This is a genomic window from Pseudomonas sp. 2995-3 (assembly GCF_002742565.1).
Classification (GTDB): Bacteria; Pseudomonadota; Gammaproteobacteria; order Pseudomonadales; family Pseudomonadaceae; genus Aquipseudomonas; species Aquipseudomonas edaphica.
On record NZ_LJSB01000135.1, the window covers coordinates 13,828 to 28,558 of the forward strand.

The following is a 14,731-nucleotide window of genomic DNA, read 5'->3' on the forward strand; positions in this document are numbered from 1 at the left end:
TTCTAATGACGACACTTTGCTTCGCAGCTTACTTTTCATCACCGCTTAAAGAAAAAACCGCACGCCGTTACAGCAGTGCGGTTTTTCCCTGACAGCAAGCGACGACTACAAACTATTACGCCTGGTGGGCAGTAACGTAGTCGATAGCAGCTTGAACAGTAGTGATTTTTTCAGCTTCTTCGTCCGGGATTTCGGTCTCGAATTCCTCTTCCAGAGCCATCACCAGCTCAACGGTGTCAAGGGAATCGGCACCCAGGTCTTCAACGAAGGAAGCGGAGTTGGTCACTTCTTCTTCTTTAACGCCCAGTTGCTCGGCAACGATTTTCTTGACGCGCTCTTCGATGGTGCTCATACCTTGTTTAACTCCTAATGGACAAATTCAGGCAGCTGGCCAGTGGGTAAGTGTATAGAAAGCCTTTTCAGCTTTTCAACTGAAAGCTTCACCCTCGTACCCGACCGACCACCTGCCTATAAATTAAGTTGCAGCTTTATAACGGATTTTAGACAGCTCGTATGACATTTTTTTGAAGCGATCCGTCACAATTTAACTCATGTACATCCCGCCGTTCACCGGGATTGTAGCCCCAGTCACGTATGCCGCACCGTCGGATGCCAGGAAAGTGACCACATTTGCGATCTCTTGAGCCTGGCCCAGACGGCCCAGCGGAATCTGGGTCAGCAAAGCTTCACGCTGAGCTTCCGGCAGTTCGCGGGTCATATCGGTGTCGATGAACCCTGGGGCCACCGAGTTGACCGTAATCGAACGCGAACCGACTTCACGGGCCAATGCACGGCTGAAACCTTCCAGACCGGCCTTGGCCGCGGCATAGTTTACTTGGCCTGCGTTGCCCATGGCACCCACTACGGAGCCAATATTGATAATTCGGCCCCAACGCGCCTTGGTCATGCCGCGCAAAACGCCCTTGGACAGGCGAAACAGACTGTTCAAGTTGGTATCGACCACGTCGTACCACTCGTCGTCTTTCATGCGCATCATCAGGTTGTCACGGGTGATACCGGCGTTGTTCACCAGAATAGCTGGTGCGCCGAACTGTGCAGTGATTTCAGCCAGCACAGCAGCAACAGACTCGTCGCTGGTCACATTCAGCTCAAGACCGGTGCCCTGTACGCCGTTTTCCTTCAAGGTGGCAGCAATACGCTCAGCGCCCGAAGCGGAAGTGGCGGTGCCGATCACAACGGCGCCTTGACGGCCCAGTTCCAGGGCGATCGCCTGGCCAATGCCACGGCTTGCGCCAGTAACCAGTGCAACTTTACCTTGCAGACTCATGCAGGCTTCTCCTAAAGGGTTTCAGGCCAGTGCCGCGCGCGCGGCAGCGAAGGCATCCGGGGTATTGAGGTTGGCAGTCGACACGCCATCGGCGCAGCGCTTGTTCAGGCCGGCCAGGACTTTGCCCGGGCCGCACTCGACCAACTCAGTGGCACCATTGGCAGCCAGGGTCTGTACCGACTCAACCCAGCGTACCGGCTTGTAAAGCTGCTCCAGCAGGTCGCGCTTGAGGGTGTCGAGGTCGGCGGCAACGGCCGCACTGACGTTCTGCACCAGCGGGATCTGCGGCGCTTGCCAATTGATGGCGGCGATGGACTCGGCAAAACGCTCGGCAGCCGGGCGCATCAGCTCGCAGTGGGACGGCACGCTCACCGGCAACGGCAAGGCGCGCTTGGCACCACGGGCCTTGCAGCCTTCAATGGCGCGCTCGACAGCGGCCTTGGCGCCAGCGATGACCACCTGGCCAGGGGAGTTGAAGTTCACCGCGCTGACCACTTCGCCCTGGGCCGCTTCGGCACAGGCTTCGATCACCACAGCGTCGTCCAGGCCGAGGATAGCGGCCATGCCGCCCTGCCCGGCCGGAACAGCTTCTTGCATCAGCTGACCACGACGCTCGACCAGCTTGACCGCTTCAGAGAGGGTCAGGCTGCCGGCGGCCACCAAGGCGCTGTACTCGCCCAGGCTGTGACCGGCGACGTAGGCCGGGCGCGCGCCGCCTTCGGCCAGCCACAAGCGCCACAGGGCGATCGAGGCGGTCAGGATCGCAGGCTGGGTTTTATCGGTTTGATTGAGTTGCTCTTCCGGCCCTTGCTGGGTCAGTGCCCACAGGTCGTAACCCAGGGCATCGGAAGCTTCCTTGAAAGTTTCCAGGATCAGTGGATGTTGCGCGCCCAGCTCGGCCAACATACCGAGGGACTGCGAACCCTGCCCTGGAAAGACGAATGCGAGGGATGTAGACATGTAACAAGCCCCTAATGATCTGGTCGTCAAAAATGCTCGCACCGAAGGTGGGCGCGAACGAAACTGACAGATTGGATGGTCAATTGAACTGGCCGGTCACATTTAAGCACTCCCGGGCCGATTCGCCTAAGGCAACAGATCCTCAAGACGCCCGTGCAAGCGTTGCGGCAGGTTTTCCTGGATCTCGATCAATGCCCGCGCAATCGCACTTTGAAAGCCCTGCACACCTGCAGAGCCGTGGCTTTTTACCACAATGCCCTGCAGCCCCAGAAAACTCGCGCCATTATGCCGTGCCGGTGCCAGATCGGCCTGCAGGCGGCGCATCAACGGTAACGCCAGCGCGCCGACCATGCGTGAGGCCAGGTTCTGCTTGAACAAGGCCTCGATACGCGTGGCAATCATGGTCGCCAGGCCTTCGCTGGACTTAAGCAGGATATTGCCGACAAAACCGTCACACACCACTACATCCGCCTCGCCTCGGTACAAGCCGTCACCTTCGACAAAACCGATATAGTTCAAGCCCCGTGCGCCCTGCAACAAAGTCGCAGCCAGCTTGACCTGCTGATTACCCTTGATGTCCTCGGTGCCGATATTGAGTAACGCCACACGTGGCCGGACCACACCCAACGCCTCAGCGGCCACCGAGCCCATCACCGCGAACTGGAGCAGGTGCTCGGCACTGCAATCGACGTTTGCACCCAGGTCCAGCAGCTGGCAATAGCCTTTCTGCGTCGGAATCGCCGCCACCATCGCTGGCCGATCAATCCCCGGCAGCGTCTTGAGCACATGCCGCGACAACGCCATCAACGCCCCGGTATTGCCGGCACTGACACAGGCTTGCACCTTGCCATCACGCAACAACTCAAGGGCCACCCGCATTGAAGAGTCGGGCTTGCCACGCAAGGCCGCCGCGGGCTTTTCATCCATGCTGATGGTTTCGCTGGCCGCAGTAACTGTCAGGCGCGCGCGATCCACCGCCGGATGGCTGGCAATCAGTTCTTCAAGTAGGGAATGTTGACCGACGAGGGTCAGGTGCAGCGAGGGCGTAGCGGACAGGCTGGCAATGCAGGCCTGAACAATGCTGCGGGGACCGAAGTCCCCGCCCATTGCGTCAATCGCGATGACTTGAGCAGACAAGTGATTACTCGTCAGCGCCCTTGTCGATCACTTTACGGCCACGGTATACGCCTTCTGGCGATACGTGGTGACGCAGGTGAACTTCACCGGTGGTTTTTTCTACGGACAGAGTGCTTGCCGTCAGGGCATCGTGCGAACGACGCATGTCACGGGCAGAGCGGGATTTTTTGTTCTGCTGAACAGCCATAATTGATTAACTCCTAAACGTTTGGGTCACGCTTTAACTGCGCCAATACACTGAACGGGTTGGACCGCGTTACCTCGTCCTCGCTCGGCTCGGCCTCGTCATCAAGGCCCTCCGGCTGCTGGCATTCTTCCGGATGATGAGCAGGCACAATGGGCAAGGCGAGCAAAAGCTCCTCCTCGATCAGTGCATGCAGATCCAAAGGATCTTCGCCCAGTTCCAGCACGTCATAACCTTTCGGCAACGACTGGGTATTCGCACCCTCTTTCACCACAGCATAACTGCATTCGCTGTGGATCGGCAGGGTGACCAGCTCAAGACAACGCTGGCAAACCATTTTGACTTCGGTGTCGATAAAGCTGTGGATTACCACAGACTTACGTTCATCTCGTTCAAAAACGAATTTAGCCTGCACCGTACCGACAGTGTCGGAAAGCGGGTCGCAGAGTCTCTCCAAATCGGCCAGCAGCACTTCACCTTGAAGGGTGGTGCCACGATCAGCCAATTTGCGCGGGTCAACGTGAGGTGGAATCGGGTCATTCAACATAGGCGCAGCATTATAGGGATGCACCCAGCCATGTCAAAGGAAATTCAGCCCTGTGCGTCAGCTGGTCGCCCCGCTAGAATCGGCGGATGCCTCGAGGAGACACCCATGCTGCCTTTATTACTCGCTTCCAGCTCGGTTTATCGCCGGGAATTGCTAGCCCGCCTGCACCTACCGTTCATCTGCAGCTCGCCGGATATCGACGAAAGCCATCGCGCAAATGAATCGGCCATTGAGCTGGTCAAGCGCCTGGCGCAAGAGAAAGCCCGCGCCCTCGCCGCCAGTCATCCAGGGCACCTGATTATCGGCTCGGATCAGGTGGCCGCGCTCGATGGCCGCATTATCGGCAAACCTCATACCTTTGAAAACGCCCGCGAGCAATTGCTGGCAGCCAGCGGCAAACGCGTGAGTTTTTTAACTGGCCTGGCGCTGCTCAACAGTGAGACGGGCCACTGCCAGGTAGATTGCGTGCCGTTTACCGTGCAGATGCGCGAACTGGATGTAGAACGCATCGAGCGTTATTTGCGTGTGGAACAGCCTTATGACTGCGCAGGCAGCTTCAAGGCCGAAGGGCTGGGTGTGAGCCTGTTTCAGAGTACCGAAGGGCCGGACGCGACCAGCCTGATCGGCCTGCCGCTGATTCGACTGGTGGACATGCTCCTGGCTGAAGGCGTGCAAATCCCCTAGGCCCACCCCAAAACCACTGTGGGAGCTGGCTTGCCTGCGATAGCGGTGGGCCAGTCACTTTCAATGTCGACTGACCCGGCGCTATCGCGGGCAAGCCCACACATTTTGAACTACGACGAAGCTGATATTTCAGCGCAGCGTCGGGCCCTGGAAGCCCATGTAGTAGGCCAGCTTCTGCGCCACACTGGCGCCGAGTTTCTTGGAGAAGCGATCAAACGGCGACTCCTGAACAGTGAAGTCCACCAGCTCCTTCTCACCAATCACATCGCGCGCCACCGAACTGGCACTGCCCAAGCCATCGATCAAACCCAATGGCAACGCTTGCTCACCGGACCACACCAGGCCGGAGAACAGCTCCGGATGGTCTTTGTCTTTCAGACGATCGCCGCGCCCCCGCTTCACGCTGGCAATGAACTGACGATGAGTGGTGTCGAGCACGCCCTGCCAGAACTGGGTTTCATCGGCCTTTTGTGGCTGGAACGGATCCAGGAAAGACTTGTGCTCACCCGAGGTGTAGGTGCGACGCTCCACCCCCAACTTCTCCATGGTGCCGACAAAGCCGTAACCGGCCGCTGTCACACCAATGGAACCGACGAGGCTGGCCTTGTCGGCATAGATCTGGTCAGCGGCGCTGGCGATGTAATAGGCACCCGAGGCGCCCAGATCGGAAATCACCGCGTACAGCTTGATATCCGGGTGCAGCCCGCGCAGGCGGCGAATCTCGTCATACACATAGCCAGACTGCACAGGGCTGCCGCCTGGGCTGTTGATGCGCAGGATCACGCCCTTGACCTTGGGATCTTCGAAGGCTGCACGCAGGCCGCCGACGATATTATCGGCGCTGGCGGACTCCTTATCGGCAATCACCCCGTTCACGTCGATTAAGGCGGTGTAGTTGTTGCCACGGGTGGCGCTTTTTTCCATGTCCATCAGCGGGCTGAACAACGCCAGCATGGCGATAAGCCAGATAAACGTCAGCAGCTTAAAGAAAATCCCCCAACGCCGTGCACGGCGCTGTTCCTGAACACTGGCCAGCAGGGTCTTCTCCAACAACTTCCAGCTTTTATCATCACCGCTTTCGGCCTTTTCGGGCGCTTTCCACTCGTCACTCATGCCATTCACCCCAGCAAAGACTTATCAGGCCCGGCTGAGCCAGGCTTGCAGTTCAGAAAAATGATCAATCGTCAGCCTGGGCTCGTATGCCTGCAAGGCTTCGGCTGCCTGAGCACCGTAGCTGACCGCCACGCTGTCCATGCCAGCATTGCGTGCCATCATCAGGTCGAAGGAAGCGTCACCCACCATCAACGCCTGACGCGGCGCTACGCCGCAATGCGCCAGGATCTGCTCCAGCATCAGAGGGTGAGGTTTGCTGGCGGTTTCATCCGCTGCACGGGTGATACTGAAATAATCTTCAAACCCGTGGGCCTTGAGCACCCGATCCAACCCGCGACGGGCCTTGCCGGTGGCCACGGCCAAGTGATAACCCTCGGCGCGAAACGCTTCCAGGGATTGCCTTACGCCGTCAAACAGCGGCGAAGGCGTGGCCTCCAGCGCGATGTAGTGATCAGCGTAATGATCACGAAAGGTCACCAGTTGCGCATCGCTGATCCGGGGGTACAAGGTACGGATCGCCTCGGGCAGGCCCAGGCCGATAATGCCTTTTACCGCCAGATCAGTGCATAACTCGAAACCCGAACGGGTCGACGCCGCGTGCATTGAGTCGACGATGCGCCCAATGGAATTGCACAGCGTGCCGTCCCAATCAAAAATCAGCAGCTTGTAGTCAGGGTGCGACACTCAAACGCTCCACGGTCTTGGCCCACATCTCATCGACCGGCGCCTGCAACTTCAGCTCGCCGCCATCGGGCAGCGGTACGGTGAGCATGTAGGCGTGCAGGAACAGGCGCTTGCCGCCCAGGTCACGAATTTCCCTGGAGAAATCCTCATCGCCGTACTTGGTGTCACCGGCGATGCAGTGGCCCGCGTGCAGGGTGTGCACGCGAATCTGGTGGGTACGCCCGGTCACCGGCTTGGCCTCGACCATAGTGGCGAAGTCACCGAAGCGGCGCAGTACCTTGAACAGGGTCAGGGCTTCTTTGCCCTCCTCGTCCACTTCGACCATGCGCTCGCCGGAGCGCAGGTTGCTCTTCTGCAGCGGCGCACGCACGCTCTTGATGGAGCTGGCCCAGTTACCACGCACCAATGCCATGTAGCGCTTGTCCACGCCATCGCCACGCAAGGCGGTGTGCAGGTGACGCAACATGCTGCGTTTTTTGGCGATCATCAGCAGGCCGGAGGTGTCGCGGTCCAGGCGGTGGACCAGTTCCAGCTCCTTGGCATCGGGTCGCAACTGACGAAAGGCTTCGATCACCCCGAACGTCAGGCCACTGCCGCCGTGAACCGCAATGCCGCAAGGCTTGTTGATCACGATCAGCTTGTTGTCTTCGAAGACAATCGACGCTTCCAGGCGCTGCAACAGGCCCTGGGCCAATGGCACCGGTTCGTCACGCTCAGGCACGCGCACCGGCGGCACACGGACGATATCGCCCGCCTGCAGCTTGTACTCGGGCTTGATCCGGCCTTTGTTCACGCGCACTTCACCTTTACGCAAGATGCGGTAAATCAAGGTCTTGGGCACGCCTTTGAGCCTGGCCAGGAGGAAATTGTCGATGCGTTGGCCGGCATATTCCGGCGAGACCTCGAGCAGCTGGACGCTGGGGGTCTGGGGGGCGGTAGTCGTCATGGCGGCGATGATAACAATTTTTTATGGAATTGAAGCACTTAATCATTGCTGCTATAGTCGCGAACGCCGCCAAAAGCGGCCTGGACAGAGGACTTGCGGCAAACTGCCGGCCCTGACCATCGCAATTCATCAGGACGCGAGGCCGTCCTACGGGGCTTTTGCCACCCTGGAAGGCTCAGGATTGTAACAAGCGCAGGTGACATGAGGCCTGAAGCGAGTGCAGAAAGCAGAGTGAATACTCGCGTTCTGCGCCGATATTTACGGCCAGTTCACAAAGTGCAGTCAGTCTTGAGCCAGACCACGGCGAATGCTTCGGAAACAACGCCTGTTAAGAGCTGAGTGAGAGCGCAGTCGCCCACACCTAGTCTTGTTTAGCCATGAGCGTGGACTCCCCATTGGAGTACACGGTAAATGCCAACCCGCTGCGGATTCTGCGCGCGGCAGCACCCGAATTATCAGGGATACGTGTAGGGTGGAGATGCACAACCGTCGGACCGTGTAGCATTAGGCTTATAAGACGCTTCATCTCGTCCACAGTCGCCGGTTGATTCCTCCTCCTGACCTTAGCTTTTGTTGAAGTGGTGCCTTTGTCACCACCGCTAACAAGCAGGACGCGTCCGTCGCGATACCGGCCCAATTGGCTCGTTATTGCTGGACACTGGAGTGGCCAACCACTCTTGACGCACCTGACACCGACCGTGAGAAGTCGTGTGTGCCGAACGCCGTTTCCGGCAGCCCGGAAACCGACGGTACAACATGAAAAGAATGCTGATTAACGCAACTCAACCCGAAGAGTTGCGTGTTGCACTGGTAGATGGCCAACGCCTCTATGACCTGGACATCGAATCCGGTGCACGCGAGCAAAAGAAGGCCAACATCTATAAAGGCCGTATTACTCGCATCGAACCAAGCCTTGAGGCTGCCTTTGTCGATTTCGGCTCCGAGCGCCACGGCTTCCTGCCCCTCAAAGAAATCTCCCGCGAATACTTCAAGAAAGCCCCCGAAGGCCGCGTGAACATCAAGGACGTCCTGAGCGAAGGCCAGGAAGTCATCGTTCAGGTCGAAAAAGAAGAACGTGGCAACAAGGGCGCTGCCCTGACCACCTTCATCTCCCTGGCCGGCCGTTACCTGGTGCTGATGCCGAACAACCCACGTGCCGGCGGCATTTCCCGTCGCATCGAAGGCGAAGAACGCAACGAACTGCGTGAAGCGCTGAACGGCTTGATTGCTCCTGCCGACATGGGCCTGATCGTGCGCACTGCAGGCCTGGGCCGCAGCAGCGAAGAAATGCAGTGGGACCTCGACTACCTGCTGCAACTCTGGACCGCCATCAAAGAAGCCTCCCTGGATCGTTCCGCGCCGTTCCTGATCTACCAGGAAAGCAACGTGATCATCCGCGCCATCCGCGATTACCTGCGCCAGGACATCGGCGAAGTGCTGATCGACAGCGTTGAAGCCCAGGACGAAGCCCTGACCTTCATTCGCCAGGTGATGCCGCAGTACGCCAGCAAGATCAAGCTGTACGAAGACAGCGTTCCGCTGTTCAACCGTTTCCAGATCGAAAGCCAGATCGAGACCGCCTTCCAGCGCGTGGTCGAACTGCCTTCCGGCGGCTCCATCGTGATCGACCCGACCGAAGCCCTGGTGTCCATCGACATCAACTCGGCGCGCGCCACCAAAGGCAGCGACATCGAAGAAACCGCCCTGCAGACCAACCTGGAAGCGGCTGAAGAAATCGCCCGCCAGTTGCGCCTGCGTGACATCGGCGGCCTGATCGTGATCGACTTCATCGACATGACCCCAGCCAAGAACCAGCGCGCCGTGGAAGAAAAAGTCCGCGAATGCCTGGAAGCTGACCGTGCCCGCGTACAGGTCGGCCGTATCTCGCGCTTCGGCCTGCTGGAAATGTCCCGTCAGCGCCTGCGTCCCTCCCTGGGCGAGAGCAGCGGCATCGTCTGCCCGCGTTGCAACGGCACCGGCATCATCCGTGACGTTGAATCGCTGTCGCTGGCGATCCTGCGCCTGATCGAAGAAGAAGCCCTGAAAGACCGCACCGCCGAAGTTCGCGCGCAAGTGCCGATCCCGGTGGCCGCTTTCCTGCTTAACGAAAAACGCAACTCGATCACCAAGATCGAACTGCGCACCCGTGCCCGCATCGTCATCCTGCCGAACGATCACCTCGAGACGCCGCACTTCGAAGTGCAACGCCTGCGTGATGACAGCCCGGAAGCCCACAGCGGCCAGTCCAGCTACGAAATCGCTGCTGCCGCTGCCGAAGTGGAAGAAGTCCAGCCAGCCGCCGCGACCCGCACCCTGGTTCGCCAGGAAGCGGCCGTTAAGACAGCACCGGCACGTGCCAACGCTCCGGTACCGACCGAAGTGGCTGCACCGGTTGCCGCGCCGGCCGCCATGCCTGAGCCAAGCCTGTTCAAAGGCCTGGTGAAGTCACTGGTCAGCCTGTTCGCCAGTAAAGAAGAGCCTGCTGCGCCGGTTGTGGTTGAAAAACCGGCCACCGAGCGCCCGGCCCGCAACGAAGAACGTCGCAACGGCCGTCAACAGAGCCGTAACCGCAACGGTCGCCGTGACGAAGAGCGCAAGCCCCGCGAAGAACGTGCACCGCGTGAAGAACGCGCACCACGTGAAGAGCGTGCACCTCGCGAAGCCCGTGAAGAGACCCCGACTGTAGCCCGTGAAGAACGTGCACCGCGCGAAGAGCGCGCGCCACGTACTCCGCGCGCCCCACGTGAAGACCGCAAGCCACGTGGCGAGCGTGAAGAACGTGTGCGTGAACTGCGCGAGCCGCTGGACGCCGCACCAGCGGTAGCTGCCGTCGCTGCCGAAGCCGCCAGCGAAGAACGCCCGGCTCGCCAGCCGCGTGAAGAACGCGCCCCACGTGAAGAGCGCCAGCCGCGCCCACCGCGTGAAGAGCGTCAACCACGTGCCGAGCAAGCCGCTGCCACCAGCGAAGAAGAAGTGCTGACCGGTGAAGAGCAACTGCAGGAAGACGGTCAGGACAACGCCGAAGGCGATCGTCCACGCCGCCGCTCCCGTGGCCAGCGTCGCCGCAGCAACCGTCGTGAGCGTCAGCGTGATGCCAACGGCAATGTGATCGAAGGCTCGGAAGAGACCGGCGAGAACGGCGAAGCTGCAACCGCAGAACCGACGGGCGCCGAACTGGCTGCCGGCCTGGCTGTGACCGCCGCAGTTGCCAGCACCGTGATCAGCGCACCGGCTGAAGCCCAGGCGCATGAGCAAGCTGAACGCGCTACCGCTGCTGTTGAAGAAACGGCTGCTGCAGAAGCACCGGTTGCCGAGACCCCAGTGGTTGAAGCGCCGGTTGTTGAAGCGCCAGTCGTCGAAGCCACCGCCCCGATCGAGGCCCCAGTGGTTCCGGAAGTGGAAGTTGCCTCGCCAGTGCGCGACGCTCAACCAGAAGTCGAAGTGGCGGCTGTCGAGCCTGCACCGGTAGTCGAGCCTCAGCCAGTGGTTGAAGCCGTCGTTGAAGCGCCGGTTGTCGAGGAAGCCGCCCCGGCAGTGCGTGAAGTTCGCGAAGAACAGACCGCCTTCCAGTGGACTGCCGAGCCAGCTGCACCGGTTGAAGCGCCAGCACCTGCCCCTGCGGTGGAAGAAGCGCCTGCACCGGTTGCCGAAGTGGTTGCCGAGCCCGCCCCAGTGGTTGAGCCTGCACCCGTGGTTGAAGCGCCAGTGGTTGCCGAAGTCGCAGCGCCCGTGGTTGAAGCCGCGCCTGCCAGCGCCCTGACCGAAAACGGCCGTGCGCCGAACGACCCACGTGAAGTGCGTCGTCGCCGCAAGGAAGCTGAAGCCGCCGCCGCTGCAGCCGCTGCCGCACCGGCTGCCGAAGCGATCGAGGCTCCAGCCCCGGTTGAGCACAAGGCCTTGGAAACAGAGCACGAGCCTAAACCCCTCGTCTGATTCCATCCGCCACTAAAAAGCCCCGCCTGAGTGATCAGGCGGGGCTTTTTTATGGGCGTTCAACTTTTGCCTTGTGGAGATCAAAGGTGGGAGCTGGCTTGCCTGCGATAGCATCACCGCAGCGTGTCTGACACACCGAGGTGCCTGCATCGCGGGCAAGCCCGCTCCCACAGTTAGTCCGCGCTGAAACTCAATGCTTGCGGCAGGTCCACATCCCACAGCACACCGGGATCTTCCACTCGCACCTCCTGCACACTCGCCTGGGCAAATAACGGCTTTGCGCCACGATCACCGCTCAATGCCATCATTCGCGGCCCAAGCACCCGGCCAAAAGCCACCGGATGCCCGTATTTACCCGCCTGCACCGGCACACTGATGCCATCGTCCTGGACCGCATCAACCACCCGCTCAATGGTCGACGGCTGAATAAACGGCATATCCCCCAACACCACCAACCAGCCATCGGCCTCACCACTGGCTGCGACAGCCGCCGCGATGCTGTCGCCCATACCGGCCGATTCGAGCAGCAAGACTTCACAGCCATACGCCTTGGCCAAGCGAATAACGGCCAGGCGGTCCGGCGAAGTGACCAGCCAACGCCTTACAACGCGCCCTGGCAAATTCATCAACACCTGCTCAATCACTGGCCGCGTTACGCCGTCAAGCCCGATGCAATCAGCCAGCAGCTTGTCTTGATCAGCTCCGGCCGCAGCGCGAAAGCGACTGCCCTGCCCCGCCGCCAGCACAATCGCCGTCACCATTACTCAGCCTCCACCGGCAACGGTTTCTTCTGCATCGGTGCCACGCCATTCTTGATCGCGACAATTTCCGCCATCAATGACAGAGCAATTTCGGCCGGCGTATGACTACCGATATGCAGACCGATCGGCCCATGCAGACGCGCGATCGCCTCCGCCGACAACCCCAGCGCCGCCAGGGTTTCCCGGCGCTTCTGCGTATTGACCCGCGAACCGAGGGCGCCAATGTAGAACGCCGATGAGTTCAGCGCCGTCAGCAGCGCCATATCGTCCAATCGAGGGTCGTGCGTCAGGCAGACGATGGCCGTGCGCTCATCCGTCTGGATATTCAGCACCGCCTCATCCGGCATGCCGGGCACAAAGCGGCCATGCTGCTCTTCCCAGCCGTAGACGAATTCTTCGCGCGGGTCGCAGATCAGCACTTCGAAATCCAGCAGGCGCGCCATTTCAGCCACGTAGCGCGACAGCTGCCCGGCGCCGATCAGCAACAAACGCCAACGCGGGCCGTAGATAGCCCGCAGGCGCTCGCCATCAAAGGTCACGACGTCGGTCTTGGCCGCGCCGCTCAAGGTCACCGTGCCACTGCTCAGGTCCAGTTCACGCGCGACGATCTGATGGTCTTCGCAGCGCGCCAGCAGCTGCGAGACCCAGCCAAATTCATCCACGCGTTCCTCAGTCAGGCGCAACGTGCCGCCGCACGGCAGGCCGAAACGCGCCGCCTCATCGCGGGTGACGCCATAGGTCACCAACTGCACCGGCGGGCCATCCTCCGGCAAGCGGCCATCCTGCAAGCGCGCGATCAAGTCGTCCTCGATGCAACCACCCGACACGGAGCCGATCACCACGCCATCGCCACGCAAGGCCAACATCGCCCCCGGCGGGCGTGGGGCGCTGCCCCAGGTCTGGACCACGCTGTACAAAACTACTCGGTGCCCGGCACGGCGCCATTCGAGCACGCTGCGCAGGACATTCAGATCCACACTGTCCATCAGGTCTCCTACGGCGAATGAAGTATTCACTTACTGTAAAGCAAGCAAAACCCAAAGCGCCACGCCAGAAACGCAAACGCCCCGAACCAGTCGGGGCGTTTGCAGGCTTTGGATGTTGTTCACACCTTGGGCAATTTTTTACTTGATAGCAGGAGCAGGGCCTTCAGCCACGCCCAGGTCATCTTCCGGGCGGGTGTCGGAGATACCGGTGCCGCCGGACGCCAGCTCGCTGTGCAGCTTGTCGGTGTCCAGCTCTTTAACCCACTTGGCCACAACGATGGTGGCAACGGCGTTACCGACCAGGTTGGTCAGTGCGCGGGCTTCGGACATGAAGCGGTCGATACCCAGGATCAGCGCCAGGCCGGCAACCGGCAGGTGGCCTACGGCCGACAGGGTCGCAGCCAGCACGATGAAGCCCGAACCGGTCACGCCTGCAGCGCCTTTGGAGGACAGCAGCAGCACCAGCAGCAAGGTGATCTGATGGGTGATGTCCATGTGGGTGTCAGTCGCCTGGGCGATGAACACGGCAGCCATGGTCAGGTAGATCGAAGTACCGTCGAGGTTGAAGGAGTAGCCGGTCGGGATCACCAGGCCTACTACGGATTTCTTCGCGCCCAGACGCTCCATCTTGATCAGCATGCGTGGCAGTGCGGATTCGGAGGAGGAAGTACCCAGAACGATCAGCAGCTCTTCACGGATGTAGCGAACCAGCTTCAACACGCTGAAACCGTGCGCACGGCAGATGGCGCCCAGCACCACCACCACGAACAGGATGCAGGTGATGTAGAAGCAGATCATCAGTTGGCCCAACTGCACCAGGGAACCTACGCCGTAGGCACCGATGGTGAACGCCATGGCGCCCAGGGCACCGATTGGCGCGAGCTTCATGATCATGTTGATGATGTTGAACATCACGTGGGCGAAGCGATCGATAAAGTCCAGCACCGGCTTGCCGTAGGCACCCAGGCGATGCAGGGCAAAACCAAAGATCACCGAGAACATCAGCACTTGCAGGATGTCGCCGTTGGCGAAGGCACCGACGATGGTGTTCGGGATCACATTGAGGATAAAGCCAACCACGCTCTGGCCTGCACCAGCGGTCACGTAGGCCGCGACTTTAGAGGCGTCCAGGGTCGCCACGTCGATGTGCATGCCGGCGCCCGGTTGCACAACGTTAACGACGATCAGGCCAATCAGCAGGGCAATGGTGGAAACAACTTCGAAGTACAGCAGCGCGTAGCCGCCGGTTTTGCCCACCGATTTCATGCTTTGCATGCCAGCGATGCCGCTGACAACGGTGCAGAAGATGATCGGGGCAATGACCATTTTGATCAGCTTGATAAAGCCGTCACCCAGTGGCTTGAGGGCCACACCGGTCTGCGGGTAGAAGTGACCGAGCAAAATACCGATAACGATTGCGACGATCACCTGGAAATACAGGGATTTGTAGATTGGCTGACGAGTCGTCATTGCAAAGTTCCTCAATCGCACCGTGTGACAAAGATCCG

The 14,731-nt window shown here is 60.1% G+C and carries 14 protein-coding genes; 2 read left to right on the top strand and 12 right to left on the bottom strand.

Annotated features, from left to right (window positions below; all coding sequences use genetic code 11):
* Positions 1-115: 115 nt before the first annotated feature.
* The 6 genes from acpP to AOA62_RS06550 all read right to left on the bottom strand — a co-directional run bounded on the left by acpP (position 116) and on the right by AOA62_RS06550 (position 4,116).
* The gene (gene acpP, locus AOA62_RS06525; protein ID WP_016973676.1) at positions 116-352 is read right to left on the bottom strand and encodes an acyl carrier protein; all 237 of its coding nucleotides are present in this window, start codon (positions 350-352) and stop codon (positions 116-118) included.
* Between the two features lie 192 nt (positions 353-544).
* Positions 545-1,288, bottom strand: coding sequence for a 3-oxoacyl-ACP reductase FabG (gene fabG, locus AOA62_RS06530; protein ID WP_015885432.1), 744 nt, complete (start codon positions 1,286-1,288; stop codon positions 545-547).
* Between the two features lie 21 nt (positions 1,289-1,309).
* The gene (gene fabD, locus AOA62_RS06535; protein ID WP_099548165.1) at positions 1,310-2,248 is read right to left on the bottom strand and encodes an ACP S-malonyltransferase; all 939 of its coding nucleotides are present in this window, start codon (positions 2,246-2,248) and stop codon (positions 1,310-1,312) included.
* Positions 2,249-2,374: 126 nt separating this feature from the next.
* Entirely contained in the window at positions 2,375-3,385 is a 1,011-nt protein-coding gene (plsX, locus tag AOA62_RS06540; RefSeq protein WP_017138367.1) for a phosphate acyltransferase PlsX, read from the bottom strand.
* A gap of 4 nt (positions 3,386-3,389) precedes the next feature.
* Complete coding sequence (gene rpmF / locus AOA62_RS06545) at positions 3,390-3,572, bottom strand: 50S ribosomal protein L32 (RefSeq protein ID WP_004371305.1); 183 nt, start codon at positions 3,570-3,572, stop codon at positions 3,390-3,392.
* Between the two features lie 13 nt (positions 3,573-3,585).
* The gene (locus tag AOA62_RS06550) at positions 3,586-4,116 is read right to left on the bottom strand and encodes a YceD family protein (RefSeq protein ID WP_005790551.1); all 531 of its coding nucleotides are present in this window, start codon (positions 4,114-4,116) and stop codon (positions 3,586-3,588) included.
* A gap of 105 nt (positions 4,117-4,221) precedes the next feature.
* On the opposite strand from AOA62_RS06550, the gene AOA62_RS06555 reads away from it, so the two are divergent.
* A complete protein-coding gene (locus tag AOA62_RS06555) occupies positions 4,222-4,800 on the top strand; it encodes a nucleoside triphosphate pyrophosphatase (RefSeq protein WP_017138368.1) in 579 nt (192 codons plus the stop codon).
* Between the two features lie 129 nt (positions 4,801-4,929).
* Here AOA62_RS06555 and AOA62_RS06560 read toward each other — a convergent pair whose 3' ends face one another.
* Genes AOA62_RS06560 through rluC form a run of 3 tightly spaced genes read right to left on the bottom strand, consistent with a single transcriptional unit; the run spans position 4,930 to position 7,543 of the window.
* Positions 4,930-5,913: a S49 family peptidase gene (locus tag AOA62_RS06560; protein ID WP_099548166.1), complete on the bottom strand. Its 984-nt coding sequence runs from the start codon at positions 5,911-5,913 to the stop codon at positions 4,930-4,932.
* A gap of 24 nt (positions 5,914-5,937) precedes the next feature.
* On the bottom strand, positions 5,938-6,597 hold the full coding sequence (locus AOA62_RS06565) for an HAD-IA family hydrolase (RefSeq protein WP_017138370.1): 660 nt from the start codon (positions 6,595-6,597) through the stop codon (positions 5,938-5,940).
* Positions 6,584-7,543, bottom strand: a complete 960-nt coding sequence (rluC, locus tag AOA62_RS06570) for a 23S rRNA pseudouridine(955/2504/2580) synthase RluC (RefSeq protein ID WP_056861649.1) — start codon at positions 7,541-7,543, stop codon at positions 6,584-6,586. The genes AOA62_RS06565 and rluC overlap by 14 nt, the downstream gene beginning before the upstream one ends.
* Positions 7,544-8,299: 756 nt before the next feature.
* Between rluC and rne the strand changes: the two genes are divergently transcribed.
* Positions 8,300-11,476 (top strand): ribonuclease E, encoded by a 3,177-nt coding sequence (gene rne, locus AOA62_RS06580; protein WP_099548167.1) that lies wholly within the window; start codon positions 8,300-8,302, stop codon positions 11,474-11,476.
* A gap of 173 nt (positions 11,477-11,649) precedes the next feature.
* Here the strand turns inward: rne and AOA62_RS06585 are convergent, their stop codons facing one another.
* From AOA62_RS06585 to AOA62_RS06595, 3 genes are all read right to left on the bottom strand, one after another.
* Complete coding sequence (locus AOA62_RS06585) at positions 11,650-12,237, bottom strand: NTP transferase domain-containing protein (RefSeq protein ID WP_017138372.1); 588 nt, start codon at positions 12,235-12,237, stop codon at positions 11,650-11,652.
* Entirely contained in the window at positions 12,237-13,223 is a 987-nt protein-coding gene (locus AOA62_RS06590; protein WP_017138373.1) for an XdhC family protein, read from the bottom strand. The genes AOA62_RS06585 and AOA62_RS06590 overlap by 1 nt, the downstream gene beginning before the upstream one ends.
* Positions 13,224-13,361: 138 nt before the next feature.
* Positions 13,362-14,693, bottom strand: a complete 1,332-nt coding sequence (locus AOA62_RS06595; protein WP_099548168.1) for a dicarboxylate/amino acid:cation symporter — start codon at positions 14,691-14,693, stop codon at positions 13,362-13,364.
* Positions 14,694-14,731 lie beyond the last annotated feature (38 nt).

What these genes read in the sequence shown, in the direction of transcription:
- fabG (WP_015885432.1), bottom strand. Translation starts at nt 1,288, where the DNA reads ATGAGTCTGCAAGGTAAAGTTGCACTGGTTACTGGCGCAAGCCGTGGC.
- acpP (WP_016973676.1), bottom strand. Translation starts at nt 352, where the DNA reads ATGAGCACCATCGAAGAGCGCGTCAAGAAAATCGTTGCCGAGCAACTG.
- fabD (WP_099548165.1), bottom strand. Translation starts at nt 2,248, where the DNA reads ATGTCTACATCCCTCGCATTCGTCTTTCCAGGGCAGGGTTCGCAGTCC.
- AOA62_RS06590 (WP_017138373.1), bottom strand. Translation starts at nt 13,223, where the DNA reads ATGGACAGTGTGGATCTGAATGTCCTGCGCAGCGTGCTCGAATGGCGC.
- AOA62_RS06585 (WP_017138372.1), bottom strand. Translation starts at nt 12,237, where the DNA reads ATGGTGACGGCGATTGTGCTGGCGGCGGGGCAGGGCAGTCGCTTTCGC.
- rpmF (WP_004371305.1), bottom strand. Translation starts at nt 3,572, where the DNA reads ATGGCTGTTCAGCAGAACAAAAAATCCCGCTCTGCCCGTGACATGCGT.
- AOA62_RS06560 (WP_099548166.1), bottom strand. Translation starts at nt 5,913, where the DNA reads ATGAGTGACGAGTGGAAAGCGCCCGAAAAGGCCGAAAGCGGTGATGAT.
- rne (WP_099548167.1), top strand. Translation starts at nt 8,300, where the DNA reads ATGAAAAGAATGCTGATTAACGCAACTCAACCCGAAGAGTTGCGTGTT.
- AOA62_RS06550 (WP_005790551.1), bottom strand. Translation starts at nt 4,116, where the DNA reads ATGTTGAATGACCCGATTCCACCTCACGTTGACCCGCGCAAATTGGCT.
- rluC (WP_056861649.1), bottom strand. Translation starts at nt 7,543, where the DNA reads ATGACGACTACCGCCCCCCAGACCCCCAGCGTCCAGCTGCTCGAGGTC.
- AOA62_RS06555 (WP_017138368.1), top strand. Translation starts at nt 4,222, where the DNA reads ATGCTGCCTTTATTACTCGCTTCCAGCTCGGTTTATCGCCGGGAATTG.
- AOA62_RS06595 (WP_099548168.1), bottom strand. Translation starts at nt 14,693, where the DNA reads ATGACGACTCGTCAGCCAATCTACAAATCCCTGTATTTCCAGGTGATC.